27 protein-coding genes are annotated in these 26,508 nt (G+C 73.4%); 7 read left to right on the top strand and 20 right to left on the bottom strand.

What is annotated here, in order from left to right; genetic code table 11:
• Window positions 1-105 precede the first annotated feature (105 nt).
• Window positions 106-1,191 carry a DUF4037 domain-containing protein gene (locus O7622_RS18565; RefSeq protein WP_282309422.1) on the bottom strand — a complete coding sequence of 362 codons (1,086 nt, stop codon included), beginning with the start codon at window positions 1,189-1,191 and terminating at the stop codon, window positions 106-108.
• Between the two features lie 99 nt (window positions 1,192-1,290).
• Here O7622_RS18565 and O7622_RS18560 point away from each other — a divergent pair, with 99 nt between their 5' ends.
• Window positions 1,291-2,214 (top strand): 5'-3' exonuclease, encoded by a 924-nt coding sequence (locus O7622_RS18560; RefSeq protein ID WP_135239974.1) that lies wholly within the window; start codon window positions 1,291-1,293, stop codon window positions 2,212-2,214.
• Window positions 2,215-2,222: 8 nt separating this feature from the next.
• On the opposite strand, the gene O7622_RS18555 is transcribed toward O7622_RS18560, so the two are convergent.
• Both O7622_RS18555 and O7622_RS18550 read right to left on the bottom strand, forming a co-directional pair.
• Window positions 2,223-3,110 carry an MHYT domain-containing protein gene (locus tag O7622_RS18555; RefSeq protein WP_282309421.1) on the bottom strand — a complete coding sequence of 296 codons (888 nt, stop codon included), beginning with the start codon at window positions 3,108-3,110 and terminating at the stop codon, window positions 2,223-2,225.
• Window positions 3,111-3,275: 165 nt separating this feature from the next.
• On the bottom strand, window positions 3,276-6,056 hold the full coding sequence (locus O7622_RS18550; RefSeq protein WP_282309420.1) for a DEAD/DEAH box helicase: 2,781 nt from the start codon (window positions 6,054-6,056) through the stop codon (window positions 3,276-3,278).
• A gap of 103 nt (window positions 6,057-6,159) precedes the next feature.
• Here O7622_RS18550 and O7622_RS18545 point away from each other — a divergent pair, with 103 nt between their 5' ends.
• Window positions 6,160-6,906 carry an HAD-IA family hydrolase gene (locus O7622_RS18545; protein WP_282314176.1) on the top strand — a complete coding sequence of 249 codons (747 nt, stop codon included), beginning with the start codon at window positions 6,160-6,162 and terminating at the stop codon, window positions 6,904-6,906.
• 57 nt (window positions 6,907-6,963) lie between these two features.
• Window positions 6,964-7,944, top strand: a complete 981-nt coding sequence (locus O7622_RS18540; RefSeq protein ID WP_282309419.1) for an EamA family transporter — start codon at window positions 6,964-6,966, stop codon at window positions 7,942-7,944.
• Here O7622_RS18540 and O7622_RS18535 read toward each other — a convergent pair.
• From O7622_RS18535 to O7622_RS18525, 3 genes are all read right to left on the bottom strand, one after another.
• Complete coding sequence (locus O7622_RS18535) at window positions 7,907-8,833, bottom strand: diacylglycerol kinase family protein (RefSeq protein ID WP_282309418.1); 927 nt, start codon at window positions 8,831-8,833, stop codon at window positions 7,907-7,909. The genes O7622_RS18540 and O7622_RS18535 overlap by 38 nt on opposite strands.
• 107 nt (window positions 8,834-8,940) lie before the next feature.
• Window positions 8,941-9,591, bottom strand: a complete 651-nt coding sequence (locus tag O7622_RS18530) for a fasciclin domain-containing protein (RefSeq protein ID WP_282309417.1) — start codon at window positions 9,589-9,591, stop codon at window positions 8,941-8,943.
• Window positions 9,592-9,710: 119 nt separating this feature from the next.
• A complete protein-coding gene (locus tag O7622_RS18525) occupies window positions 9,711-10,409 on the bottom strand; it encodes a hypothetical protein (RefSeq protein ID WP_282309416.1) in 699 nt (232 codons plus the stop codon).
• Between the two features lie 139 nt (window positions 10,410-10,548).
• Between O7622_RS18525 and O7622_RS18520 the strand changes: the two genes are divergently transcribed.
• Window positions 10,549-11,493, top strand: a complete 945-nt coding sequence (locus O7622_RS18520; RefSeq protein ID WP_282309415.1) for an ABC transporter substrate-binding protein — start codon at window positions 10,549-10,551, stop codon at window positions 11,491-11,493.
• A 93-nt stretch (window positions 11,494-11,586) separates the two neighbouring features.
• Here O7622_RS18520 and tatC read toward each other — a convergent pair whose 3' ends face one another.
• From tatC to O7622_RS18495, 5 genes are all read right to left on the bottom strand, one after another.
• The gene (gene tatC / locus O7622_RS18515; RefSeq protein WP_282309414.1) at window positions 11,587-12,540 is read right to left on the bottom strand and encodes a twin-arginine translocase subunit TatC; all 954 of its coding nucleotides are present in this window, start codon (window positions 12,538-12,540) and stop codon (window positions 11,587-11,589) included.
• Between the two features lie 21 nt (window positions 12,541-12,561).
• On the bottom strand, window positions 12,562-12,873 hold the full coding sequence (gene tatA, locus O7622_RS18510; RefSeq protein WP_282309413.1) for a Sec-independent protein translocase subunit TatA: 312 nt from the start codon (window positions 12,871-12,873) through the stop codon (window positions 12,562-12,564).
• 217 nt (window positions 12,874-13,090) lie between these two features.
• A complete protein-coding gene (locus O7622_RS18505; protein ID WP_282309412.1) occupies window positions 13,091-13,339 on the bottom strand; it encodes a hypothetical protein in 249 nt (82 codons plus the stop codon).
• 10 nt (window positions 13,340-13,349) lie between these two features.
• Entirely contained in the window at window positions 13,350-14,357 is a 1,008-nt protein-coding gene (locus tag O7622_RS18500) for a YafY family protein (protein ID WP_282309411.1), read from the bottom strand.
• Window positions 14,354-15,352, bottom strand: a complete 999-nt coding sequence (locus O7622_RS18495; protein ID WP_282309410.1) for a WYL domain-containing protein — start codon at window positions 15,350-15,352, stop codon at window positions 14,354-14,356. Before O7622_RS18495 ends, O7622_RS18500 begins: the two co-directional genes overlap by 4 nt.
• A gap of 104 nt (window positions 15,353-15,456) precedes the next feature.
• Here O7622_RS18495 and O7622_RS18490 point away from each other — a divergent pair, with 104 nt between their 5' ends.
• Together O7622_RS18490 and O7622_RS18485 are read left to right on the top strand one after the other, a co-directional pair.
• Window positions 15,457-16,449: a cation diffusion facilitator family transporter gene (locus O7622_RS18490; protein ID WP_282309409.1), complete on the top strand. Its 993-nt coding sequence runs from the start codon at window positions 15,457-15,459 to the stop codon at window positions 16,447-16,449.
• 44 nt (window positions 16,450-16,493) lie between these two features.
• Window positions 16,494-17,579 (top strand): DUF3866 family protein, encoded by a 1,086-nt coding sequence (locus tag O7622_RS18485; RefSeq protein ID WP_282309408.1) that lies wholly within the window; start codon window positions 16,494-16,496, stop codon window positions 17,577-17,579.
• Between the two features lie 125 nt (window positions 17,580-17,704).
• Here O7622_RS18485 and O7622_RS18480 read toward each other — a convergent pair whose 3' ends face one another.
• From O7622_RS18480 to arc, 8 genes are all read right to left on the bottom strand, one after another.
• Complete coding sequence (locus O7622_RS18480) at window positions 17,705-17,923, bottom strand: hypothetical protein (protein ID WP_282309407.1); 219 nt, start codon at window positions 17,921-17,923, stop codon at window positions 17,705-17,707.
• A gap of 59 nt (window positions 17,924-17,982) precedes the next feature.
• Complete coding sequence (gene pafA / locus O7622_RS18475; RefSeq protein WP_282309406.1) at window positions 17,983-19,341, bottom strand: Pup--protein ligase; 1,359 nt, start codon at window positions 19,339-19,341, stop codon at window positions 17,983-17,985.
• Window positions 19,342-19,485: 144 nt separating this feature from the next.
• Window positions 19,486-20,319 carry a proteasome subunit alpha gene (gene prcA / locus O7622_RS18470; RefSeq protein WP_282309405.1) on the bottom strand — a complete coding sequence of 278 codons (834 nt, stop codon included), beginning with the start codon at window positions 20,317-20,319 and terminating at the stop codon, window positions 19,486-19,488.
• Between the two features lie 55 nt (window positions 20,320-20,374).
• A complete protein-coding gene (gene prcB / locus O7622_RS18465) occupies window positions 20,375-21,214 on the bottom strand; it encodes a proteasome subunit beta (RefSeq protein ID WP_176739678.1) in 840 nt (279 codons plus the stop codon).
• Window positions 21,133-21,396, bottom strand: a complete 264-nt coding sequence (locus O7622_RS18460) for an endonuclease VII domain-containing protein (protein WP_282314175.1) — start codon at window positions 21,394-21,396, stop codon at window positions 21,133-21,135. The genes prcB and O7622_RS18460 overlap by 82 nt, the downstream gene beginning before the upstream one ends.
• Window positions 21,397-21,584: 188 nt before the next feature.
• A complete protein-coding gene (locus tag O7622_RS18455) occupies window positions 21,585-21,791 on the bottom strand; it encodes a ubiquitin-like protein Pup (protein WP_282309404.1) in 207 nt (68 codons plus the stop codon).
• Window positions 21,792-21,898: 107 nt separating this feature from the next.
• Entirely contained in the window at window positions 21,899-23,416 is a 1,518-nt protein-coding gene (dop, locus tag O7622_RS18450) for a depupylase/deamidase Dop (protein ID WP_348774033.1), read from the bottom strand.
• A 167-nt stretch (window positions 23,417-23,583) separates the two neighbouring features.
• Window positions 23,584-25,365: a proteasome ATPase gene (arc, locus tag O7622_RS18445; protein WP_282309403.1), complete on the bottom strand. Its 1,782-nt coding sequence runs from the start codon at window positions 25,363-25,365 to the stop codon at window positions 23,584-23,586.
• A 176-nt stretch (window positions 25,366-25,541) separates the two neighbouring features.
• Between arc and O7622_RS18440 the strand changes: the two genes are divergently transcribed.
• Window positions 25,542-25,835, top strand: a complete 294-nt coding sequence (locus tag O7622_RS18440; RefSeq protein ID WP_013286103.1) for a ferredoxin — start codon at window positions 25,542-25,544, stop codon at window positions 25,833-25,835.
• Window positions 25,836-25,894: 59 nt separating this feature from the next.
• On the opposite strand, the gene O7622_RS18435 is transcribed toward O7622_RS18440, so the two are convergent.
• Entirely contained in the window at window positions 25,895-26,467 is a 573-nt protein-coding gene (locus O7622_RS18435; RefSeq protein WP_120570080.1) for a hypothetical protein, read from the bottom strand.
• Between the last annotated feature and the right edge of the window lie 41 nt (window positions 26,468-26,508).

The raw sequence follows: 26,508 nt of genomic DNA, 5'->3' as shown, positions 1-26,508 counted from the left end.
CGCCGTGTGTCTCGGCGTTCTCGCCGGCGAGGCGCCTGCGACGGGCGGCCCGGACCCTCGGAGACGAGATAGACAGTCGCGGGTCGATGCGACTCGAATCGGAGTCTAGGCCCCCACCGGGGGGCCGACAACCGCCGCCGCCACCCGGCGGGCACGGTCGGGGTGGGTGAGCACGTCCACGCTGTCCACGTACTGGTCCACAGCGCCCACCGGCGGGCGGTCGCGCAGCTCCGGGACGGTGATGGCGGCACGCAGCGTCTCGACGAACCGGCAGGCGTGCAGCACCAGGAACGGCCGGGCGTGGAACGGCCGGGCGGCCGGGTCCACCGACGGCGCCAGCGCGGCGTCGTTGGTCCAGCCGGCCACCGTCTCCAGCGCCCGGACCAGGCCGGGCTCGCGGGCCGCCCAGTCACCCGGGCCGAGCGCGGCGGCGAGCCCGTCCACCACCGGCGCCGCGTCCGGCAGCGCCGCGGAAACCGTGCCGAGCCATTTCGCGTACGGGGGCCAGCGGCGGTGCAGCAGCAGGCCGAGGCGCATCAGGTCCCGGGCCAGACCGGCGACCACGACCCGGCTGCCGAGTTCGTCGCCGACCTCGGCGCACCGGCCGGCCAGGTGCTCGGCCTGCGCGACCCGCTGCCATCCGGAGGCGAGCACGTACCGCCACACGTCGTCCGGATACCAGGCAAGCCGGGCCCGGACGCCGGTGAGCGCGCCGTCGAGCCCGTCGTGGAACACCGCTCCCCCGGTCAGCTCGGCCAGCCGCTGCGTCGGCGTCGCCAGCCAGTCCGCCGCCGTCAGTCCGGCGCGCGGGTCGGCGCCGAGCCGCTCCCGCAGCCATCCGCCGAGTTCGTCCACCGTCACGCCGTGCCGGTCGCCGTCGGCGCGGACCGTGCCGAGCCGCGCCGCCGGGCCGCCCGCGTACCGGGTCGGCCAGTCGAGGAACCGCGCCGGCAACTCCGCGTCCAGCACCGCCCGTACCGGCGCGACGTCGCGCGCGTCCGCCACGAAGACCTGGGTACGCGGACCCCAGTCGTGGTCGGTGGAGCGGGGCGTGTCGAGGCCGAGCAGCTCGGAGCCGCCGTCGAGCAAGGCTGCGGAGTACGGCAGGCCGGGCAGCCGCCGCGCCAGCAGCGGACCCACCACCTCGTCGTGGAACAGGCGGGCCAGGATCAGGCCGGGTACGAAGCTCACCCCGCCAGTCTGCGCATCGGAGGCCCGTCGCGTGCCCGGCTTTCCGGTCCGGCGGTCGCCTCCCCCATCCCGTCGCAGGGCTGTGGAAGGCTTGTCCGCGTGGCACACCGACAGCCGATCCTCCTGATCGACTCCCCCAGCCTCTACTTCCGCGCCTACTTCGGCATCCCCGAGTCCGCCGCGAAGACCGGCGACGGCCAGCCGGTGAACGCCGTGCGCGGCTTCCTCGACATGCTCGCCCAGCTCGTGCGCACCCGCCGGCCCGACCGGATGATCTGCGCGCTCGACCACGACTGGCGGCCGGCGTGGCGGGTGGAGCTGCTGCCGTCGTACAAGGCGCACCGGGTCGCGCCCGAGGGTGGCGAGGTCGTGCCGGACACGTTGTCCCCGCAGGTGCCGATGATCCTGGAGGTGCTGGACGCGCTCGGCATCCCGGCCGTGGGGGCCACCGGCTACGAGGCCGACGACGTGCTCGGCACGCTCGCGGTGACCCAGCCGGGCCCGGTCGAGGTGGTCTCCGGAGACCGCGACCTGTTCCAGCTCGTCGACGACGCGCACCCGGTGCGCCTGCTCTACGTCGGCCGGGGCGTGGCCAAGCTGGACGACTGCGACGACGCGGCGGTCCGCACCCGCTACGGCGTGCCGGCCGACCGGTACGCCGACTTCGCGGCGCTGCGCGGCGACCCCAGCGACGGGCTGCCCGGCGTCGCCGGGGTCGGCGAGAAGACCGCCGCCCGGCTGATCGACCGCTACGGCGGGCTGGACGGCATCCTGGCCGCGCTGGACGACCCCCGTTCCGGTTTCGCGCCGGGGCTGCGGGCCAAGCTCGACGCGGCCCGCGACTACCTGGCCGTGGCGCCGAAGGTGGTCCGGGTCGCCACCGACGTGCCGCTGCCCGAGCTGGACCCGGCACTGCCGGCGTCGCCCGCCGACCCGGACCGGCTGCTGGAGCTGGCGCAGCGCTGGAACCTGGCCGGGTCGTGCCGCCGCCTGGTCGACGCGCTGGCGGGCGACCGGTCGTGATCAGTTGATCACGACCGGCGATCGGTGCTCCGGCGGGACGGGAACTGGGCGCCGGGCTGGGCCAGCGTCGAGTGGGCGCGCAGACCGACCGGGTCCGGCGCGGGCGCGGCAGCGCCGGCCGGCGGGGCCTCGCCGAGCCGCGAGCTGACGTAGGCGGCCCCGGCCCGGTCGTCGTCCGACGGCGCGGCGAGCAGCGCGTAGACGAGCCCGACCACGCCGAAGACCACTGCCAGCACGATCGGCACCAGCAGACCGCTCACCTCGGTGCCGGATGCCGGGCCGCGGCTCTCGTGCAGGTGCACCGACAGCGCGCTCATCCCGGTGAAGTGCATCCCGTTGACCGCGATGCCCATGACCAGCGCCGAGGCGGCGATGGCGAGCGCGCGCCGGACGGTCATCGCCAGCCAGAGCGCCACGGTGGCGGCCACGATCGCGATGACCACCGACAGCGTCACCCGCAGCGGGTCGTAGCCGAGTGAGCCGTCCAGGCGCATGGCGGCCATGCCGGTGTAGTGCATGGCGGCCACCCCGGCGCCGGTGAAGAACCCGCCGGCGAGCAGCCGGGGCGCGGCGAGCCGGCCGGTGCCCACGATCGCCAGCCCGATGCCGACCGACGCCACCGCGATCGCCGTGCTGGCGGCCGTCAGCGGCACGTCGTAGCGGATCCGGGTGCCGCCGACGGCGAAGCCGAGCATCGCCATGAAGTGCATGGCCCAGATGGCCGTGCCGCCCATCGCCCACGCGGCGAGCAGGCCCCACCAGGCCCGCTGGCCGGCACTGGTGGCGGTCCGGATCCGCCCGGCGCAGACCAGCCCGAGCGCCGAGCCGAGCACTGACAGCGCGTAGCTGAGCGCGGGTGTGATCCACCCGTACTCAAAGTGATTGATCTCGCCCACGACGTCCTTCCCCCACCATCGGCCGAGCGCGACCCAGGGCGCCCCGGGCAATGATGGGACAGGCCCTGACCAGGGCGCACATCGGCCCCCCGACAATTCGTGGGGTGGCAACGCCGTGACGCAGCGGTGCGTCGGTTTCCGGCAACCGGTGACCGAAAGTGACCGTTAGGCGGAGGCGTGGTAGGCCAGCACGCCCCGGTTGACCGCCGCGATGGCCTGCCGGGCGGTGCCGCGCAGCTCGGCCGAGGCGCCACCCGAGTCGGCGACCTGCCCGAGCAGGTCGACCACCTGGCGCGCCCAGCGGACGAAGTCGCCCGCCGGCATCTCCCCGTCGATCTGGTGACCACTGGCCAGCACCTTCGCCAGCGCCTCGCCGCGCGCCCACCGGTAGATCGGCCAGGCGAACCCGAGATCCGGCTCCCGGGTCACGGCCAGGCCGCGCGCCGCCTCGTCCGCCTCGATGTCGCCCCACAGCTTGAGCGTCTCGTCCACCGCGTCGGCCACCGCGCCGCGCGGCAGGGACGCCCGCTCGTCGACGTCCCGACGGGCCTCGAAGACCACCACCGACACGGCGGCGGCCAGCTCGGCCGGGGACAGGCCGTCCCACACCCGGCGGCGCAGGCACTCGGCCACCAGCAGATCCGCCTCGGTCCAGATCCGGGCCAGCATCCGCCCGGCGTCGGTGACCTCGCCGTCGGCGGCCAGGTAGCCGCGCGCCGTCAGCAACGCGACGATCCGGTCGAAGGTGCGGGCCAGCGAGCCGGTCCGCCCGGACACCCGCTGACGCAGCTCCTCGGTGTCGCGTTCCAGCCGGCGCCGCCGCTCCGCCCAGCGGGCGTGCTCCTCCCGGTCCGGGCAGGCGTGACACGGGTGCGCGCGCAGCTCCACGCGGAGCTGGCTGAGCCGGTGGTCCTCGCCCACCGCCTGACGGGACCGGCCGCCCCGGCGGCCGCCGTGCCGGTCCAGGCCGGTGCCGCTGACCGCGGCGGCCAGATCCCGCCGGGCCGCGGGCGAGCGGTGGTTGAAGTGCTTCGGCACCCGGATGCGGGTGAGTACCTCGGCCGGTGTGGTGAAGTCACCGGGGGTGACCCGCCCGGCCCAGCGGTCCTGGGTGAGGACCAGCGGCCGGGGCTCGCCGAACCCGCCGGTGGCCGGGTCCAGCACCACCGCCAGGCCGGCCCGCCGCCCGGACGGCACCCGGATCACGTCACCGACCCGCAGCCGCTCCAGCGAGGCGACGGCCGCCGCCTTGCGCTGCGTCTGCCCCTGCCGGGCGATGGCCCGTTCCCGGTCGGCGATCGCCACCCGCAGCGCGAAGTACTCGTCGAAGTCGCCGTGGTGGCAGGCGGCCTCCACGCCGTACGCGTCGATGGTCTCGGTGTTGCGCTGCACCTGCCGGGCCAGGCCGACCACCGACCGGTCGGCCTGGAACTGCGCGAACGAGGACTCCAGGAGTTCCCGGGCCGGCGCCGCGCCGACGCTGCCGACCAGGTTGACGGCCATGTTGTACGACGGCCGGAAGCTGGAGCGCAGCGGGTAGGTGCGGGTGGAGGCGAGCCCGGCGACGTGCCGGGGGTCGGTCTCCGGCGACCAGACGACCACCGCGTGGCCCTCCACGTCGATGCCCCGGCGGCCGGCCCGGCCGGTGAGCTGGGTGTACTCGCCGGGGGTGAGGTCGACGTGGGCCTCGCCGTTGAACTTCACCAGCCGTTCCAGCACCACGCAGCGGGCCGGCATGTTGATGCCCAGCGCGAGCGTCTCGGTGGCGAAGACGGCCTTGACCAGCCCGCGGACGAACAGCTCCTCGACGACCTCCTTGAACGCCGGGAGCATGCCGGCGTGGTGCGCGGCCAGGCCGCGCTCCAGGCCGTCGAGCCACTCCCAGTAGCCGAGCACCGACAGGTCCTCGCCGGGGATGGCGGTGACCCGGGACTCGACCACCCGGCGGATCTCCGCGCGTTCGTCAGGCGAGGTGAGCCGCAGCCCGGCGGCGAGGCACTGCTGCACGGCGGCGTCGCAGCCGGCCCGGCTGAAGATGAACAGGATGGCCGGGAGCAGCCCCTCCCGGTCGAGCCGGTCGACGACGTCCGGGCGCATCGGGCCCCGCCACCGGGGGCCGCGCCGCCCGCCCCCCGGGCCGGCGCTGCGGCCCTCGCCCAGCTCCAGGCGGCGCATCGTGTCGCGGGTGTAGCGCAGCAGCTCGGGGTGCACGTCGTGCTTGCGGGCCGCGTCGGCGTCGTGGAACAGGTCGAACATCCGCTTGCCGACGAGCATGTGCTGCCACAGCGGCACCGGGCGGTGCTCGGAGACCACCACGGCGGTCTCTCCGCGTACGGTGACCAGCCAGTCGGCGAACTCCTCGGCGTTGGAGACGGTGGCCGACAGCGACACGAGCGTGACCGACTCGGGCAGGTGGATGATCACCTCTTCCCAGACCCCGCCGCGGAACCGGTCGGCCAGGTAGTGGACCTCGTCCATCACCACGTACGCCAGGCCTTCGAGGGTGGCCGAGCCGGCGTAGAGCATGTTGCGCAGCACCTCGGTGGTCATCACCACCACCGGCGCGTCGCCGTTGATCGCGTTGTCGCCGGTGAGCAGGCCGACCTGCTCGGCGCCGTAGCGGTCCACCAGGTCGTGGTACTTCTGGTTGGACAGCGCCTTGATCGGCGTGGTGTAGAAGCACTTGCGCCGGGTCGCGGGCGCGTCGCCGCCGGGCCGGCCCCGCAGCGCCAGGTGCACCGCGAACTCGCCCACCACGGTCTTGCCGGCGCCGGTGGGCGCGCAGACGAGCACGCCGCTGCCGCGCTCCAGCGCCTCGCACGCCTCGCGCTGGAAGTCGTCGAGATCGAACCCGAGATCCAGGGAGAATTCGTCCAGGGCCGGGAAGGCGGAGGCCTGCGCGGCCCGGCGGCGCGCCGCGGCGTACCGCTCGGCGGGGCTCGACATGGATCCAAGATTAATCGGTGCTGCCGAGGAGTACCGGTCAAGGCCATCCGGCAGGACGGTCGGAGCGGTCGGTAGGGTGCACGACGTGCCGGACCGTACCGAACTGCCCCACGCCTCGAGCGGCGCCGACGACGCCGTCCGCCCGGGCCCGTCCCGCCGGCCCGTGGAGGCGGTGCTCTTCGACTTCCACGGCACCCTCGCCCAGGTGGAGGAGCCGCGGGCCTGGGTGCTCGCCGCCGCGTCCGCCTGCGGCGTGGAGCTGGACCGGATCCGGGCCACGTCGCTGGCCGACCGGCTGCTCACCGCCGGGCGTGCCGGCGGCCCGCTGCCGGCACGGGTGCCGCCCCGGCTGGCCGAGCTGTGGGCCGACCGTGACCTCTACCCGCACGCGCACCGGGGCGCGTACACCGGGCTGGCCGAGACCGTGGACACCGGCATCGACGGGTTCGCCGACGCGCTCTACGAGCGGGTGCTGGTGCCCGAGGGCTGGGTGCCGTACCCGGACACCGCCCCGGTGCTGGGTGCGCTGCGCTCCGCCGGGGTGAAGGTGGCGGTGGTCAGCAACATCGGCTTCGACCTGCGGCCGCTGTTCGCCGCCTGGGACCTCGACGCGCTCGTCGACGCGTACGCGCTGTCGTACGAGGTGGGGCGCTGCAAGCCGGACCCGGGCATCTTCCTGCGGGCCTGCGGGATGCTCGGCGTCGACCCGGAGCGCACGCTCATGGTGGGCGACACGCCGGCCGACGCGGGCGCGGTGGCGGCCGGGTGCGGGGTGCTGGTGCTGCCCTGCGCCGACGCGGGCCGCCCGAACGGGCTCGGCGCGGTGCTGGACCTGGCCGGGGCCGGCTGAGCGTTCCCCTGCCCAGCGGCGCGAACCCGCCGCGGCGCACCGGCTACCGTCAGGGGCATGATCGGTGCCCACCCCTTGCCGCCGCGTGCGCCGGGACGGCTCGGCGGGGTCGCGCTGGTGCTCGGCGGGGCGCTGTCGGTGCAGTTCGGCTCCGCGCTGGCCGCGCTGCTGTTCCCGCGTACCGGGGTGGCCGGGGCGGTGACGTTGCGCCTGACCATCGGCGCGCTGCTGATGCTCGTGGTCTGCCGCCCCCGGGTACGCGGGTACGGGCGACGCGACTGGGCGGCGGTGCTGGCGTTCGGGCTGGCCCTGGCCGGCATGAACTCGATCTTCTACCAGGCGATCGAGCGGATCCCGCTCGGCCCGGCCGTCACGCTGGAGGTGCTCGGCCCGCTGGCGCTGTCCGTGATCGCCGCGCGCCGGGTGGCCGCCTGGTGCTGGGCCGCGCTGGCGCTGGCCGGGGTGGTCCTGCTCGGGCAGGGCGGGTTCGACCGGCTCGACCCGGCCGGCGCCGCGCTGGCGCTGACGGCGGGCGCCATGTGGGCCGCGTACATCGTCTGCTCGGCGCGGATCGGCGCACGGTTCCCCGGCGCGGACGGGCTGGCGCTCGCGCTGACCGTCGCGGCGCTGCTCACGTTGCCGTTCGGGCTGGCCGACGGCGGCGGTCGCCTGGCCGATCCGGTGGTGCTGGGGCTCGGTACCGGGCTGGCGCTGCTCGCCTCGGTGCTGCCGTACAGCCTGGAACTGGCCGCGCTGCGGCGGCTGCCGACCGCGACGTTCGCGGTGATGATGAGTCTCGGTCCGGCGATCGCCGCCGTGGCCGGCTGGCTGGTCCTCGGCCAGGCGCTGCGCCCGGTCGAAGTGCTCGCCATCGCGCTCGTGGTCGCCGCGAGCGCCGGCGCGGTCCGCGCTGCCGCGCCTGCGCCGTCGTCCTCGCCGCCGCCTTCTCCCGCGCCGCCGCCCGTGCCCGGCCCGCCGGGTGCCCCGGACCCGGCGGCGGTCAGCGCAGCAGCCGCAGCGCCGCCGGCACCGCGGTGACGGTCACCGGCAGGTCGAGGGAGCGTTCCCCGTCGGCGTACGTGGTGATGCCGTCGGCGGACAGCTCCACCGTCCGCGCCCGGTAGACGCGCGCCAGCGGGTGCGTGACGTGGGTGCCCTGGTAGATCTGCGGCTTGACCCGCATCAGCGTGCGCCTGTCGAACCGCCCACCGACCACCACGTCCAGCAGGCCGTCGTGCGGGTCGGCGTCCGGGCAGATCCGCATGCCGCCGCCGTAGCTGGCCGTGTTGCCCACAGCGACCAGCACCGCGTCGACCTCCTGCGCCACCCCGTCGAGGACCAGCCGGTAGCGGCGCGGCCGCAGCCGGGCCAGCTCCACCACTATCGCCAGGTCGTACCGGCGAGGGCCGCGCGGCCAGCGCATCCGGTTCGCGCGTTCGTTGACGATCGCGTCGAAGCCGGCCGCCAGCACCGCGCCGAACCAGCGGTCCGCCTCGCCGGGCCGGGACAGCCGTGCCAGGTCGACCGGGCGGGTGCGGCCGGTGGCGAGCGCCGCGGTGATCACCTCGACGGCGGCCGTCGGGTCGGCCGGGAAGCCGGTCTCCACCGCGAAGTCGTTGCCGGTGCCCGCCGGGACCGGCCCGAACGGCACAGCGGTGCCGGCGACCGCCTGCATCGCCCGGTGCACCGTGCCGTCGCCGCCCACCGCGACGAGCGCCCCGGCGCCGCCGGCGACCGCGGCGTGGCACGCCGCCTCCGCCTCCTCGGGGGTACGCGCGCGCAGCAGCTCGACCGGGCGGCCCGGTCGGGCGAGGCGCTCCAGGATCCCGGGCAGCAGACCGCGGTGCCGCCCCCGGCCCGCGTCCGGGTTGGCGAGCACGGCGACGGGGCCGGGCGGGACATGATCGTGCGCGGTCACGGCGAGCACCGTACGGCACGGCTCGCGCCGCCCACCAGCGCCAGGTCACGCCGCGGGTGGGCGGCACACGCCGACGGCGCCCGGCAGGGGGTGCCGGGCGCCGTGGCGGGGGTGGTTCAGGGCAGGTCGATCGGGCGCAGCACCCGGTCCACCGCGTGCGCGATCTGCTTGTTGCCCCTGTTGATGTCGTACCGCACCACCTTCGCGTTACGGTCGCTGGTGTCGGCGTCGACCAGGCGCACCTCGCGGCCGTACCAGCAGCGCTTCACGTCCACCTCGACGGTGGCGCCGAGCGCGGTGGTCAGGTCCACGCCGTCGGCCTTCAGCGCCGCCTTGCGGTCGATCGTCGCGCCGGGCACGACGTGGTAGAGCAGGACGTCCTCCACGGTGTCCACGCCCAGGCCGGCGACCGCGTCGAACGCGGCCTTCTCGCCGGGCAGCTTCTTCGCGGCGGTGATGTCCCGCACCAGCTCGCGGAACGCGTAGTCGTCCGGCACGAACGCGGTCAGCGCGACCGTGCCGTCGGTGAGCACCTTCACCGGCGAGTCCGGCTTGGCCCGCAGCACCGTCAGGACCGCCCTGGTGAGGACGTCGAAGTCCCGCGAGTCGCGGTCGAAGCCGCTCTTGTCGGCGGTGAGCACGGCGGCCAGCGACCGCGTACCCGGCTGCTTGGCGCCGGCCTGGGCGGGCACGGCGACGGCGGTGGTGGCCACCGCCGTCGCGGTGGCGCCCACGGCCAGCCGGGCGGCGAGACGAGCGATGTTCATCGGGGAGCCTTTCGTCGGAGCGACCAGGTCCGTGACTGTCGTCACGACCACTGCTTCGCCCGGACCGTCCCCGGTGGATGCACCCGGATCGACCGGCTTCGGATCGGCGTCCCGGTGCCTCAGCGGACCACCAGCGGCTTGCTCACCGACGGCACCCCGTCGCCCTTGACCTTCAGCGACCAGTCCCCCGCCGCGCCCAGCGTCACCACAGTCTCGGCGGTGCCGTTGGCCTCGGCCTTCATCTCGGCGACCCGCTTGCCCTCGGGGTTGAGCACGTACAGCGTCCGGGCCCCGGCGGTCTTGTTCGTCACCTTGAACGCGATCTTCTCGCCGGGCTCGGCGATCAGGGCGTCCACGCCGGTCATCGCGTCGTCGGTCAGCTCGATCGTCACCGAGCGGTCGTAGGCCACCTCGGCCGCGGCGCTGGCGAGGTTGCCGTCGTCGGACACGGTGATCTTCGTGCGCACGCCGTCGCCCTGCCGGCCGGGCTTGCAGGCCACCTCGTACGTGCCGGTCTGCAGCGACGCGCGCAGGTCACCGGTACGGCCCGCCGGCACGTCCGCGACCTCGGCGATCACCTTGGTGAAGGCGTCGCCCTCCCGGCCGTAGACGTAGACCCCGGTGGCCTGCTGACCCCGGTTGGTCACGGTGAAGGTGACTGTGCCCGGGGTGAACAGCGTGGTGGTGACCTCGCAGCTGGTGTCGGTGGCTGTCACCGGCACCTGCTGGCCTTTCGGCGCGGGCTCGTCGTCACCGCAGGCGGTGAGCGCGGTGGCCGCGCAGAGGACGGTCAGGACGGCGGCGGTACGGCTCTTCATCGGGTTCTCCGGAGCGCAGGTCAGACGGGCTGACCGGAACGGGGCGCCGACGCACCCCGGCACACCCGCCCGGGGGGCTCGGCGGAGTCAGCAGAGTCTAAGCGGGTACGGCGTCCCGGCAAGGCCCGAGGGCGACCCGATGTCCGGTCCGGACCCGCCCCGGGGCGCGGCGGCCGGCGCGAGGGGCATGATGGCGGGCATGCGGCTGGTCTCCCTGCTCCCCTCGGCCACCGAGATCGCGTACGCGCTCGGCCTCGGCGACGACCTGGTCGGCGTCACCTTCGAGTGCGAGGTGCCCGCGCGCTACCGGTCGGGCACCACAGTGGTGGTCGGCGGCCGGGACACCCGGGGCATGAGTCCCGGCGACATCGACTCGTACGTCCGGGCGCAGGTCGCGGCCGGTGCCGACCTCTACACGCTGCACGCCGGCGCGCTGGCCGGGCTGGACCCGGGCCTGATCCTCACCCAGGACCTGTGCCGCGTCTGCGCGCTGCCGTCGGGCCGGGTCGCCGACGCCGTGGACCACCTGGGATGCCGGGCCGACGTGTTGTCGCTCGACCCGTACACCCTGGACGACGTGCTGGAGTCGATCCGCGCGGTCGGCGCGGCGGCCCGGGTGCCGGACCGCGCGGAGGCACTGGTCGACGGTCTGCGCGCCCGGCTCGCGGCGGTCGGCGCGGCGGTGGCGGGCCGGCCCCGGCCACGGGTCGCGGTGGTCGAGTGGGTGGACCCGCCGTTCGGCGCCGGGCACTGGATCCCGGACCTCGTCGACGTCGCGGGTGGCGAACCGGTGGGCACCCATCGCGGCGCCCGCTCCACGCCCACCACCTGGGAGGCCCTGCGAGCCGCCCGCCCGGAGGTGGTGCTGGTGGCGCCGTGCGGGTTCCGTCTCGACGGCGCGGCCGAGCAGGCCGCCGCGGTGGCCGGGCATTTCCCGGGCGCGCAGGTGTGGGCGCTGGACGCGGACGGGCTGATCGTGCGCGCCGGCCCGCGCCTGGTCGACGGCGCGGAGACGATAGCCGCGATCCTGCACCCCGGCACCGTCCCCCCACCCCGCCCCGACACAGCCCACCACCTAACCTGACCCCCGCCCCGCCCCGCCTCGGAGGGGCCGCATCGAGAACGCGGACGCCGTCCCCGTGAGGCGGGGACGGCGTCCGGCGGTTAGCGGGGTCGGTCAGGTCATGTCGTCGTAGCGGCGCTCGATCGGCTTCGGGGCGACGATCGGCTCGGGTGCGCCGATCGGCTCGGACGCCTCGATCCGGCCGCCGGCAGGCACCGGCTCGTCCGACAGGTCCAGCGGTGACACCTCGTCGTCGGCGATGCCGGCGTAGACCTCACGCCCGCGACCGCGCCGCCTGTCGTTGAGGAACGCCACCCCCACCGCGGCGAAGTAGAGCGCGCAGAGGCAGATCGCCAGCGCGGTCATACCGAACGGGTCGGGTGTCGGCGTGACCACCGCGGAGAACGCGAAGAACACGAACACCGCCACCCGCCACCAGCTCAGCAGCCGCTTGGCGCTGGCCAGGCCGACGAAGTTGAGCATCAGCACGATCAGCGGGAACTCGAACGCCACACCGAACAGCAGGATCAGGTTCGTGACGAACCCGATGTAGCGGGTGATGTCGAGGGTGGTGGTCACGTCGCCGCCGCCGGAGACGTTGAGCAGGAACTCCAGGCCCTTGGACGTGACGAAGTACGCGAGCACCGCGCCGGCACCGAACAGCGGGGCGGCCAGGGCGGTGAAGAAGTACGCGTACCGCCGCTCGTGCCGGTGCAGGCCCGGCGCAATGAACGCCCAGAGCTGGTAGAGCCAGACCGGCGCGGCGATGATCAGGCCGACCCAGAGGGCAACCTTCATCTGTAGAAGGAACAGGTCGGCGGGACCGAGCTGGACGAAGTTGCAGTTGCCGTCGATCAAACGCGCCTTGGGCAGGTCGCAGTAGGGCTTCTGCAGGATGTGCAGCACGGGCCCGGCCAGCCAGATGCCGAACCCGAAACCGACAAGGATCGCCAGCGACGCGCGGAACAGCCGGTTGCGCAGCTCCCGGACGTGCTCGATGAGCGTCATCGAGCCGTCGGCCGCGCGCGCGAAACTGCTCGGGCCGCGCTTCTTCAACCCGAAGGCCACGGTGGTTGGGGCCCTCTCGGATCAGTTCTCGCGGACGCGCTGCACCGGGTCGGCCGGCGGGGCCACCGGCTGCTGCGGCTGCTGCGCGTACTGCTGCTGCACGTACGGCTGACCCTGCACCGGCTGCTGCGGCGTGAGCGGCTGGTAGCCGGCCTGCGCGTCGGCCTTCTCGGCGAGATCGCGGTCGTCGTCGTGCAGGCTCTTGGTCTCGGCCTTGATGATCCGCAGCGAGCGGCCCAGCGAGCGGGCCGCGTCGGGGAGCCGCTTCGCGCCGAACAGCAGGATCAGCACGACCACGAGTACGGCGATGTGCCACGGCTTGAGGGCACCCATGGGAAGCTCCAGTCGCTCTGTGTCGGTAAGGGGTGGGTCGTCGCCCATCGTACGTGTGTCGCAGCGGCTTGCCACCCCCGCGGGCCTGCTCGTGCGGGCCCGATCGGTGAAGTTTCGACCAACCCGAAGTGTCCCGTCAACCGTCCAGGTCCGCGCATTCCTGCGCGTAACCACCCGGGAACGCGCAGCCGACGCTCACCGGGCCGATCGGCGTCGATCAGCCGCCGCGCTTGGCCTTGATCAACGTGATCCGCTCCTGCGCGAGCGCCGCCCGCTCCTGGAGCGACTCGGCCCGCGCCTGCAACTGCTCGGCGGCCGACCGCAGCGACTCCGCCTCGACCGCCCGGCGCTGCAACGCCAGCGCGGAACGGCGCAGCCCCGGCAGGCGGCTCACCACCGGACGGATCGCCAGGGCCAGTACGACCAGCGCGAACACCACGACCCCGAGCACGATCCACGTCACCACGACGGTCAGCCTATCGGGTGCCGCCGACGGCTGCCGGGTCGGCGCTGCCGGCCGGACTGGCGTACGCGTCGAGCGCTGCCACGGCCTGGGCGCGTACCTGCTCGGCCAGCTCGGCCGGGGCCACCACAGTCACCTCGGGGCCGAGCCCGAGCACGAACCGCCGGGCCCACCCGAGGTCGGTGACGCGCAGCGACACCAGCCACTGCTCGCCGTCGGCCTCGACCCGCTCGCACGGATAATATTCGGTGATCCACCGCTCGCCCCGGCCGATCCGCAGCGTGATCAGCGGCAGGTCCGCCGACGGGCGGAACACGCCGTCGCTGAGATCGTGCGGGCGGGCCTGCGGCGGCACCACAGCCTGCTCCGGCAGCTCGGTCACCGCGTCGATCCGGTCGGCCCGGAACAGGCGTACCCCCTCGGCGCGGCGGCACCACGCCTCCACGTACGCCCGGCCGCCGACCATCAGCATCCGCAGCGGGTCGATGGTGCGTTCGGTGGTCTCGTCCCGCGCCGCTGTGTAGTAGGTGATCCGCAGCGCCCGGCCGCGCTCGACGGCGGCACGCAGCTCGCGTACCCGGGCGCTGTCGCCGGGCAGGCGGACCTCGACCGGCGCGCCGGCCAGGTCACCGGCGGCATTCTCGATCTTGGCGAGCGCCCGTTCGACCGCCTCCCGGTTGGCCACGCCGGGCGTCTCGGCGATCATCCGCAGCGCCACCACCAGGGCCAGGGCCTCGTCCGGGGTGAGCCGCAGCGGGCGGTCGATGCCGGCGTCGTAGGTGATGGTCACCCGGTCGCCGTCGAACGCCATGTCGATCAGGTCACCGGGGCCGTAGCCGGGCAGCCCGCACACCCAGAGCAGTTCCAGGTCCTCCCGGAGCTGCCTCTCGGTCACCCCGAGGTCGTGCGCCGCCTCGGCGATCTCGATGCCGGGGCGGGCCAGCAGGTAGGGCACCAGGTTGAGCAGCCGGGCCAGCCGGTCGGCGGAGGCACGGCCCGCGCGGGCCGCCGGGCGGGTCACCGGGCACCTCCGGTCACTGCCAGCTCGTCGTGGCGGGCGGCGACCTCCTTGAGGCGCTGGATGACCGCCTCCCGTACCTCCGGTGGCTCCAGCACGCGGACGTCCGGGCCGTACCCGACGATCTGCCCGGCCAGGTAGTCGGCGTCGGCGTACGGCAGCACCAGCCGGTCACCGTCCGGACCGGCCTGGCACTCCACCGCCCAGCGGCGCAGCCCGGCGGCGCGCCCGGGTGTGGCCAGCACGGTGGCCCGGCCGGTGCGCTCCACCGGCCCGGACCAGCGGGCCACGTGGCTGATCAGGTCGACCCCGGCGGGCGGCTCGTAGGCGCCCGGCTCACCGGTCGCCCGGACCGCGCCGACCACCCGGGACAGCCGGAAGCAGCGGGTCGCCGCCCGGTCCAGGTCGTGGCCGACGACGTACCACCGGCCGCGCCAGCAGACCACGCCCCACGGCTGGACCCGGCGGCGGGTGGGCGCGTCGCGGTCCGGCACGCGGTAGTCGAAGCTGACCTCGCGCCGGTCCCGCGCGGCGGCGGTGAGCGGCGCGAACGCCGGGTCGACGGTGACCATCGGCTCCAGGCCCAGCGTCGCCTGCGGGTCGACGTCGATGCCGGCGGCGCGCAGCTTCGCCAGCCCCGACGACGCGGCGGCGGCCAGCCCGGCGTGCTGCCACAGCCGGGCGGCGATGCCCACCGCGGCGGCCTCGTCCGGTTCGAGCGGGATGTCGGGCAACGCGTACGCGCGCGGCGCGATCCGGTAGCCCGGCTCGGCGTCGAAGACGCTCGCCGTGCCCGTCTCCAGCGGCACGCCCAGCTCACGCAGCTCGGCCTTGTCGCGCTCGAACTTGCGCTGGAACGCCTCGTGGTCCTTGACGTCGTCCGGATCGTGCTCGTAACCGGGCACGGTCGCGGCGATCTGCGCGGCGGTCAGGAAACGTCGCGTCGACAGCAGGCAGATCACCAGGTTGACCAGGCGTTCGGTACGGGTCCGGGACACGCCCAAACGCTAGCAGCCCGCGCGTCGGGCGCGGGCACCCGCGCGGCGCGGCGCGGGGGTCTTCCCATCCGGCGGCGCGCATCGACCGGTCATAGGGTGATCGCATGGCGGAACCGGAGGTCAGGACCGAGAGTGTCGGCACTGTCGTGGTGGCCGGCGCGGCGAACCTCGCCATCGCTGTCGCGAAGCTGGTCGCGGGCCTGATCTCGGGCTCCGCGGCAATGCTCTCCGAGGCCGCCCACTCGCTCGCCGACACCACCACCGAGGTGCTGCTCTACCTGGCGCTGCGCCGCGGCGCGCGGCCCGCCGACACCCGGCACCCCTTCGGGTACGGCAAGGAGAGCTACGTCTGGGCGTTCCTCGCCGCGCTGTTCACCTTCGTCGCCGGGGCCGGCTTCGCCGTCACGCACGGCGTCACCACCATCCTGGTGCACGAGCACAGCGGCGAGTACCTCGTCGCGTACGTGGTGCTGGCGGTCTCCTTCGCGATCGAGTCGGTGTCGCTGGCCCGGGCGGTCCGGCAGGTGCGCGGCGAGTCGCGCCGCTGGGGCACCACCCCGCGCCGCTACCTGCGCCTGACCGCCGACACCACCGTCAAGGCGGTCTTCCTGGAGGACAGCGCCGCGCTGGTCGGCCTGCTGATCGCCGCGGGCGGGCTCACCCTGTCGCACCTGACCGGTGACGAGCTGTACGACGGCATCGCCTCGATCCTCATCGGCGTGCTGCTGCTGGTGGTCGCCGCCGTCCTGGCGCACAGCAACATCTCGCTGCTGGTGGGCCGCTCGGTGTCGGACCGGCTGCACCGGCGCATCGAGCGGGAACTGGCCGACGTGCCGACTGTGGACCGGGTCGACACGCTGATGACCATGTTCCTCGGCCCGGACGACATCCTCGTCGCCGCCAAGGTCGACTTCCGCGACGACGCCACCGGCGCCGACATCGAGGCCGCCGCCGACGAGGCCGAACGCCGGCTCACCGGGCACTTCCCGGAGATCGCGTACGTCTTCCTCGACCCCACCCGGTCCCGCTCGGCCGGCCGGACCGCCCGCACCACCCAGGACGAGGCGGGCCGCCCGGTCGACGACCGGAACCCCTGACCCGCCCGGGGGCCGGCCCGGCGGCGGCCGATACCGTGCACCGCATGGTGCGATGGCGGTCCGGCACGGTCACGGCGGTACGGCGACGGTGGGCCGGCGCTGTCGAACTCGACGTCGACCTGCCCGACGGCGCCCGGATGCGCGCCCTGGCCTACCCGGCCCTGGTCGGCGAGCCCGAACCCGGCGACCGGGTGCTGCTCAACGCCGGCGCGCTGCTGATGGGCCTCGGCACCGGCGGCTACGCGCTGGTCGTGGCGCTGCCCGACCGGCTGCCGCCGGACCCGCCGCAGGCCGGTGACAGCCGCGACGCCGGGCACCTGGTCAAGGCCCGCTACACGCCGCTGCAACCGATCCTGCTCGGCGTGGACGAGGAGGCGTCGCCGCACCACGACCGGCTGGCCGCAGCCGACTCGGTCGACGGCATGCCGGTGGTCACCGCCGACCTGCACTCCGCGCTGCCGGCGATCCTGGCCGGGGTACGCGCCGACGCGCCCGACGCCCGGGTGGCGTACGTGCTGACCGACGGCGGTGCGCTGCCGGCCTGGTTCTCCCGCACCCTGGCCGGGCTGTCCGGGCACCTCGCCGGCACGGTGAGCGTGGGCCAGGCGTTCGGCGGCGACCTGGAGGCGAGCACGCTGCACAGCGGCCTGCTCGCCGCCCGGCACGTGCTCGACGCCGACCTGACGATCGTCGCCCAGGGGCCGGGCAACCTCGGCACCGGCACCCGCTGGGGCTTCTCCGGCGTCGCGGTCGGCGAGGCGGTGAACGCGATCGCCACGCTGGGCGGGCGCCCGGTCGGCTCGCTGCGCATCTCCGACGCCGACGCCCGGCCCCGGCACCGTGGCGTCTCCCACCACAGCCTGACCGCGTACGGCCGGGTCGCGCTGGCCCCCGCGGAACTGGTCGTGCCGGACGGTCTCGACCCCGGCCTGGCCGCGGAGGTCACCGCGGCGCTGACGCCGCTGGCCGACCGGCACCGGATCGTCACCGTGCCTGCCGACGGCCTGGACGCGGCGCTGCGGGCCACCCCGGTCGGCCTGTCCACGATGGGCCGGGGCCTGGACGCCGACCACGCCTACTTCCTGGCCGCGGCCGCCGCCGGGCGGTACGCGGCGGGCCTGCTGAACTGACCGGCGCAGCCCGCTGCCGGATCGCACGCTCCGCGAGCCTGTACGTGGCAGGCGTCGCGGGACCGGCTGACCGACGTCGCGGGACGCGTGGCCGGCGTCGCGAACCGGGGTGACCGGCGCGGCGCTCAGCCCAGGAACAGGATCAGCCCGAGCCAGGCGCCCACGATCACCACCAGCGCCGCCGCCAGCACCCAGGTCGGCACCGTGTAGTCGCCGCGCCTGTTGCGCTCGATCTCGGCGCGGATCTTCTCCCGCCGGCGGTCGATCCAGTTGAGCTTCTCGGTGCCGTCACGGTCCGAGGACGTCTCGCGGCCGGACCCACCGGCGGATTCGGAAGTGTTCATCGCGACGCCAGCGTACCTGTGGAGGGGCGGCCGGTGCCGGGCACCGGCCGCCCGCACGATCACATGCTGGCGATCAGCCGCTCCACCCGCTCGTCGTAGGCCCGGAACGGGTCCTTGCACAGCACCGTGCGCTGCGCCTGGTCGTTCAGCTTCAGGTGCACCCAGTCCACGGTGAAGTCGCGCCGCTTCTCCTGGGCGTGGCGGATGAACTCGCCGCGCAGCCGCGCCCGGGTCGTCTGCGGCGGCGTCTCCTTCGCCTCGAAGATCTCCGGGTCGGTCGCCACCCGGTCCACCTCGCGACGGCGCTCCAGCAGCCCGTACAGGCCGCGCCCGCGCCGCAGGTCGTGGTAGGCCAGGTCCATCTGCGCCACCCGCGGGTGCGACAACGGCAGGTCGTGCTTGCGCTGGTAACGCTCGATCAGCTTCAGCTTCGTGATCCAGTCGATCTCCCGGGCCACCGGGTCCAGGTCGCCGGTCTCGACCGCGCGCAGCACCCGGCCCCACAGGTCGACCACCCGCTTCGCGGTCTGGTCACCGCCCCGGCGCTCCACGAACTCCGTCGCCTTGGCCAGGTATTCCTGCTGGATCTCCAGCGCCGAGACCTCCTTGCCGGAGGCCAGGCGCACCTTGCGCCGGCCGGTGATGTCGTGCGACACCTCGCGGATGGCCCGGATCGGGTTCTCCAGCGTCAGGTCGCGCATCACCACGCCGGCCTCGATCATCCGCAGCACGATGTCGGCGGTGCCGACCTTCAGCAGTGTGGTGACCTCGTTCATGTTCGAGTCGCCGACGATCACGTGCAGCCGGCGGTAGCGCTCGGCGTCCGCGTGCGGCTCGTCACGGGTGTTGATGATCGGCCGGCTGCGGGTGGTCGCCGACGAGACGCCCTCCCAGATGTGCTCGGCCCGCTGGGACAGGCAGTAGACCGCGCCGCGCGGCGTCTGCAGCACCTTGCCCGCGCCGCAGATCAACTGCCGGGTGACCAGGAACGGGATGAGCACGTCGGCGAGCCGGCCGAACTCGCCGTGCCGGGACACCAGGTAGTTCTCGTGGCAGCCGTACGAGTTGCCGGCCGAGTCGGTGTTGTTCTTGAACAGGTAGATCTCGCCCGCGATGCCCTCGTCGTGCAGCCGCTTCTCCGCGTCGACGAGCAGCCCCTCCAGGATCCGCTCACCGGCCCGGTCGTGTGCGACCAGGTCGGTCACCGAGTCGCACTCCGGAGTCGCGTACTCCGGGTGCGAACCGACGTCGAGATAGAGGCGGGCGCCGTTGCGCAGGAACACGTTGCTCGACCGGCCCCACGACACCACCCGCCGGAACAGGTACCGCGCGACCTCGTCGGGGGACAGTCGGCGTTGCCCGCGATAGGTGCAGGTGACGCCGTACTCGGTTTCGAGGCCGAAGATTCGCCGCTCCATGATGAGACATTAGCCGCCCGGAGCCTCCGATGGGCAGCGCCGACGCTCGCCGCTTGCGATCTCCCCGCGCAGATCGGCGAGGTGGCGGCATCCGTACGCGAAGAACCCGCCACCTCGGCGAGGTGGCGGGTTCCGCGACGGTCGTCACTCGGCGGGCTTGTCCTCCGCGTTGCCCTCCAGGTCGGCCGAACCCGCCGACGTGGTCGGCTTCTTCGCCTCCTCCGTCGGCACGGTCGGCGTCTTCGCCCGGCCGGGCGCCGGCGCGGTGTCGGCCTCGGCGTCCCCCTCCAGCAGCGCGGTGAGCGCCGCGCCGGTCACCCGCCGGAACGTACGCCCCACCCGGCGCCGGTCCAGGACCGCCACCTCCAGCTGGTTCGCGGCGATCGTGCGGGCCGCCCCGCCCTCGCCGCCGACGCTGCTCAGCGCCTTCATGGCGGCGCGGACCGCCTCCGACAGCGACATCTCCGGCCGGTGCTCGTTCTTCAGCACCCCGCTGATCGCCTCGGCCTGTCCGCCCATCGCCATCCGGCCCGGCTCGTCGTTCACCGAGCCGTCGTAGGTCACCCGGTAGAGGGAGTCGTCCTCGGGCGTGGCGCCCACTTCGGCCACGCAGATCTCCACCTCGAACGGCTTCGACTGCTCCGTGAAGATCGCCCCGAGCGTCTGCGCGTACGCGTTGGCGAGCGCCAGGCCGGTCACGTCCCGGCGGTCGTAGCTGAGCCCGTTGAGGTCGGCCATCCGCACGCCCGCGCGGCGCAGGTTCTCGAACTCGTTGTACCGGCCGACGGCGGCGAAGCCGATCCGGTCGTAGATCTCGCTGACCTTGTGCAGCGTGCTGGACAGGTTCTCGGCGACGAAGAGCACCCCGCCCGCGTAGCTCAGGACCACCGCGCTGCGGCCCCGGGCGATGCCCTTGCGGGCCAGCTCGGAGCGGTCGCGCATGATCTGCTCGGGCGAGGCGTAGAACTGCATGGCCACGGCGGCGGTTCTCCTTCTGCGGGACTGCTGACTCGGTGGACGGTGCGGGGCGGCCTCAGCCGCCGGGGTTCTCCATCCGGCCGGACACCACGCTCTCCGCGATCGCCGCCGTCTCGGCGTCGGTGAGGCGGTGGGTGCCCTCGGCGGTAGCGGTCATCACGACCGGGTAGATCCGCCGGGTCAGGTCGGGGCCGCCGGTGGCGGTGTCGTCGTCCGCCGCGTCGTAGAGCGCCTCGACCGCCAGCCGCGTCGCGTCCTCGACCGACAGGCCGGCCCGGAACCGCTTCTTCAGCGCGGACTTGGCGAACAGCGAACCGGAGCCGATGGCGTCGTAACCGGTCTCCTCGTACGGGCCGCCGGTCACGTCGAAGCTGAAGATCCGCCCGGCCCGCTGCGGGTCACTGGCGGCCAGGTCGAAGCCGGCGAACAGCGGGATCACGGCGAGGCCCTGCATGGCCGCGCCCAGGTTGCCGCGGATCATCGACGCCAGCCGGTTGGCCTTGCCGTCGAGCGAGAGCATCGCGCCCTCGATCTTCTCGTAGTGCTCCAGCTCCACCTGGAACAGTCGCATCAGCTCGATGCCGATGCCGGCGGTGCCCGCGATGCCGACGAGCGAGTACGCGTCGGCCGGGTGCACCTTCTCGATGTCGCGCTGGGCGATCAGGTTGCCCATCGTGGCGCGCCGGTCGCCGGCCATGACCACGCCACCGGCGGCCGAGATGGCCACGATCGTGGTCGCGTGCGGCGCCATGTCGGCGGCCATGCCGGGCGGCAGCGGCCGACGGCCGGGCAGCATCTCGGGGGCCACCTTGCTCAGGAACGCTGTGAAGGAGGACGTCCCCGCGTTGGTGAACACATCTGGAAGACGCCCGGATGGATCAAAACCCGCTGCCACGTGGTTCCTCTCAGGTACGTGATCGCCCTGGCCAGGACGTCGGGGTTGTCCTTGAACTGACCAAGACCACCGTTGCAGTTGAAGCAGAGTATCCCGCGCACCCATCCGGTGCGATGACCGTGGTCCAGATGTTCCGGATCGGGGCGCCGGCAGATCGCGCAGACGCCGCCCTGCTCGGCCAGGAGCGTCTGGAACTCCTTCTCCCCGGCCCCGCACCGACGGCGCAGGTGATACTCGCGGCTACCGTCAGGGCGACGACTGTTGGCGCAGAACTCCTCGAGCGGCTTCCACTCGTCGCAGTCCCGGCAACGGCGGCAACCGTCCCGGTCGTCAAGCGCCTCAGGAATGCCCGATTTGATCCGGCTACGCCCTACTCGCCGCCTTTCTGTACATAGCCCCTCACGAATTCCTCGGCGTTCTCTTCCAGGACGGAGTCGATCTCGTCGAGCAGGTCGTCCACGTCCTCGGTGATCTCGGCGTGCCGCTCGGCCACCTCGGGGTTGGCCTCCGCGGTGACCTCCTCGACCTCGTCACGGGACTTGCCGGACTGGGTCTGCCCACCCTCTTGCGTCGCCATGGTGGTGCCTCCTCCACGATCGCCTGCGATCAACTTACCTCGCGGGAGCGACGAAAGGCCCGTCGCGTGCCCGTTTCCGGCACCCGGCGGGCCTTCCGGCATCGGGGTCACCCGCCGGTGAGCGTCTCCAGCAGATCCTTGGCGCTCGCGCAGCGGTCGAACAGCTCGCCGACGTGCGCTCGGGTGCCCCGCTCGGGCTCCATCATCGGCACCCGGACCAGCGACTCCCGGCCCACGTCGAAGATGACCGAGTCCCAGCTCGCGGCGACCACCTCGGAGGCGTACCGGTCCAGGCAGCGGCCCCGGAAGTAGGCCCGCGTGTCCTCCGGCGGCTCGGTCATCGCGGTGCGGGTCTGCTCGTCGGTGAGCAGCGTCTTCATCGAGCCGCGCTGCACGAGCCGGTGGTAGAGGCCCTTCTCCGGCCGCACGTCGGAGTACTGCAGGTCGACCAGTTGCAGCTTGTGCGAGCCCCAGGCGAGCTTCTCCCGCTCCCGGTAGCCCTCCAGCAGCCGCAGCTTGGCCACCCAGTCCAGCTCGTCGGCGCACTCGAACGCGTCCCGGCCGAGCCGGTCGAGCACGCTCTCCCAGCGGCGCAGCACGTCGGCGGTCTGCGCGTCCACGTCCTCGCCGTGGCGGTCGTCCACGAAGGAGCTCACCCGCTCCAGATACGCCCACTGCACGTCCAGCGCGGTGAGCCTGCGGCCGTCGCGCATCCGCATCAGGTGCTTCAGCGACGGGTCGTGGCTGACCGCGCGCAGCTCGGCCACCGGGTCGGCGATGCCCAGGTCCGCGCCGAGCGCCTTCTCCTCGATCATGGCGAGGATCAGCGAGGTGGTACCGACCTTGAGGAACGTGGAGATCTCGGAGAGGTTGGCGTCGCCGATGATGACGTGCAGCCGGCGGTACTTGTCGGCGTCGGCGTGCGGCTCGTCCCGCGTGTTGATGATGGGCCGCTTGAGCGTCGTCTCCAATCCCACCTCGACCTCGAAGAAGTCGGCCCGCTGGGAGATCTGGAAACCGGCCTGGCCGCCGTCCTGGCCGATGCCGACCCGCCCGGCGCCGCAGACGATCTGCCGGGTGACGAAGAACGGCGTCAGGTACGCCACGATGTCGGCGAACGGCGTCTGCCGGCGCATCAGGTAGTTCTCGTGCGCGCCGTAGCTGGCGCCCTTGTTGTCGGTGTTGTTCTTGTACAGGTGGATCGGGTGGGTGCCCGGGATGGTCGCGGCCCGGCGGGCCGCCTCCGCCATCACCCGCTCCCCCGCCTTGTCCCACCGCACCACGTCCAACGGGTTCGTCACCTCGGGCGTGGAGTACTCCGGGTGCGCGTGGTCGACGTAGAGGCGGGCGCCGTTGGTGAGTATGACGTTGGCGAGCCCGAGGTCCTCGTCGGCGAGCGCCTCGGCCGGGTCGTACGCGGCGCCGGAGTAGGTGAACCCGCGGGCGTCGCGCAGTGGCGACTCCTCCTCGTAGTCCCAGCGGGCCCGGCCGCCCCGGTTGAGTTCCGGTCGCGCCCCGTAGGCGTTGACCACCTGGGAGGAGGTGACCATCGGGTTGGCTCCGGCCTGACCGGGCACGGAGATGCCGTACTCGACCTCGGTGCCCATGATCCTTCTGACGCTCATCGACCTGCCCGCTCCGCTCGCCGTCCCGGTCCCCGTCACGTCGAGCGTAGTCGGCGTGACGCGCCGAGGGGGCGTGGCGGCAGCGCCGGGTCCGGTGTGGCGGCTTCCCCGGGTACGCGCGAAGGCCCGTGGCGCGTACGCCACGGGCCTTCGCCGACGCGGTCGGACTACAGGTACTGGCCGGTGTTGCTGGCGGTCTCGATGGACCGTCCGGCCTCGGCGCCCTTGCCGCCGGAGACGAGCGTGCGGATGTAGACGATCCGCTCGCCCTTCTTGCCGGAGATGCGGGCCCAGTCGTCGGGGTTGGTGGTGTTGGGCAGGTCCTCGTTCTCGCGGAACTCGTCGACGCAGGCGTCGAGCAGGTGCTGCAGGCGCAGACCCTTGCGGCCGGAGGTGAGGAACTCCTTGATGGCCATCTTCTTGCCCCGGTCGACGATGTTCTGGATCATCGCGCCGGAGTTGAAGTCCTTGAAGTAGAGGACTTCCTTGTCCCCGTTGGCGTAGGTGACCTCGAGGAAGCGGTTCTCCTCGGTCTCGGAGTACATCCGCAGGACCACCGCGTCGATCATCGCCGCGACCGTGGCCTGGGGTTCGCCGCCGTGTTCGGCCAGGTCGTCGGCGTGCAGCGGCAGGCCGGCGAGGATGTACTTGGAGAAGATGTCCTTCGCCGCCTCGGCGTCCGGCCGCTCGATCTTGATCTTCACGTCGAGCCGGCCGGGGCGCAGGATCGCCGGGTCGATCATGTCTTCCCGGTTGGAGGCGCCGATGACGATGACGTTCTCCAGGCCCTCGACGCCGTCGATCTCGCTGAGCAGCTGCGGGACGATGGTGTTCTCCACGTCGGAGGAGACGCCGGAGCCGCGGGTGCGGAACACCGAGTCCATCTCGTCGAAGAACACGATCACCGGAGTGCCCTCACCGGCCTTCTCCCGTGCCCGCTGGAAGATCAGCCGGATGTGCCGCTCGGTCTCGCCGACGTACTTGTTGAGCAGCTCGGGGCCCTTGATGTTGAGGAAGAAGCTGGTGTGCCGGTCCTTGCCCTCACGCTCGGCGATCTTCTTGGCCAGCGAGTTGGCCACCGCCTTGGCGATGAGCGTCTTGCCGCAGCCGGGCGGGCCGTAGAGCAGGATGCCCTTCGGCGGCCGGAGCTGGTGCTCGCGGAACAGGTCGGAGTGCAGGAAGGGCAGTTCCACCGCGTCGCGGATCTGCTCGATCTGCGCCTGGAGGCCACCGATGTCCTCGTAGTCGACGTCGGGCACCTCCTCCAGGACCAGTTCCTCGACCTCGCTCTTCGGGATCCGCTCGTACGCGTACGCCGAGCGGGGCTCGATCATGAGCGAGTCGCCGGCCCGGATCGCGCTGCCGATCAGGGTCTCGGCGAGGTGCACGATCCGCTCCTCGTCGGAGTGGGAGACCACGAGTGCCCGGTCACCCGGAGCGCCCTCGGGGCCCGCCAGGATCTCCTTGAGCATCACCACCTCGCCGACCCGCTCGTAGCCGAACGCGTCGACGATGTTGAGCGCGTCGTTGAGCAGGACCTCCTGACCCCGGCGAAGCTCGTCGACCTCCAGCGAGGGCGAGACGGCCACCCGGAGCTTGCGCCCGCCGGTGAACACGTCCACCGTGCCGTCGTCGTGCCTGGCCAGGAAGACGCCGTAGCCACTCGGCGGCTGGGCGAGCCGGTCGATCTCCTCCTTGAGCGTCACGATCTGCGCGCGAGCCTCCTTGAGGGTGCTCACGAGCCGTTCGTTGTTCTCGGTCAGCCGCGCCAACTGTGCCTGGGTGGCCGCCAGCCGCTCTTCGAGCTGCCGGACGTGTCGGGGGCTCTCGGTCAACTTGCGCCGCACCAGGGCGAGTTCCTCTTGCAGGAACGCGACCTGCGTGGAGAGATCGTGGGCTTCCTTTTCCCACCGTGCGGCGCGCGAGTCCGCGTCGTCGCTGCGTGCCACGTCCCACCTCCCCGGGGGCTTGAACGTTCTGACCTAACACTAGCCGCTATGAGCCCGATTCGGTCCACAGCAACGCGCTCGTCACCGAAGCTTGATCGCGAAGGGCTGGTCGCGGGGCGGGTACGGGCGTTCGGGTACCGTCGGAGCGTGGGACGGGAGAACATGGGGGGTGCTTCGTGACCGACGTCGCGACCGACCAGTTGCAGGTCTGGGTGGATCAGGATCTCTGCACCGGTGACGGGCTCTGCGTGCAGTACGCGCCGGAGGTCTTCGAGTTCGACGTCGACGGCCTGGCGTACGTGAAGGGCCCCGACGGCGAGCTGCGGCAGGCCCCCGGCGCCCGGGTGGACGTGCCGGAGCACCTACGCCTCGAGGTGATCGACTCGGCGAAGGAGTGCCCGGGCGAGTGCATCCACGTCGTACGCGGCAGCGACGGCGTCGAGGTGGCCGGCCCGGAGGCCGAGGACTGAGGCGGAGACGGACACGACGGGCCGGGGACGTGTGGTCCCCGGCCCGTCGTGCGTCCGCCTCAGAGCAGGGGCCGGCCGACGACCGAGGCGACCAGCCGGGCGAACTCCTCCAGCCGGGCGATCTGCCCCGCGCCGCCGTCGTCGAGGGTCTTGCCGAATCGCAGCGCGTCGTGCCGGGGCGCGCCGACCGCCTCGTCGCTGGGCGGCGCCTCGTCCAGCGAGCTGAGCAGCAGGTACACGTCGATGCTGTCGACCCGTACGGTGCCGTTGTCGGCGCGCATGAGCCGCCGCCGGCAGCCGACCTCGGTGACGGTGGACAGCGGCACCACCCGCAGCGACGAGGTCATCGCGCCGGGCGGCCCCTCCCCCGGCGGCACGTCCTCGCCGTGCCAGAGCACCAGCCGGCTGCCGTCGCAGACGACGACCTCCTGCCACACCCCGTTCACCTCGTTGACGAAGCGCTCCAGCGTGAAGCCGAGCACCGACGCGCCGCGCAGCACGCCGTCGAGCGCCTCCAGCGCGATGTCCGGGTCGCGCAGGTACGCCCGCGCGGCCGACTCCAGGTCGGTGTAGGGCGACCAGTCCGGGAAGACGGCGGGCAGGTCGCCGTTGCCGTAGCCGGGGTTGCTCACGCCGCCTCCCGCCGGCCCGCGCCGCGGCGCCGCCATCGGTT

This window comes from Micromonospora sp. WMMD1076 (assembly GCF_029581475.1).
Taxonomy (GTDB): Bacteria; Actinomycetota; Actinomycetes; order Mycobacteriales; family Micromonosporaceae; genus Micromonospora; species Micromonospora aurantiaca.
Note: the sequence above shows the minus strand (reverse complement) of the source record. Positions and strands in the feature narration are given on the sequence as shown.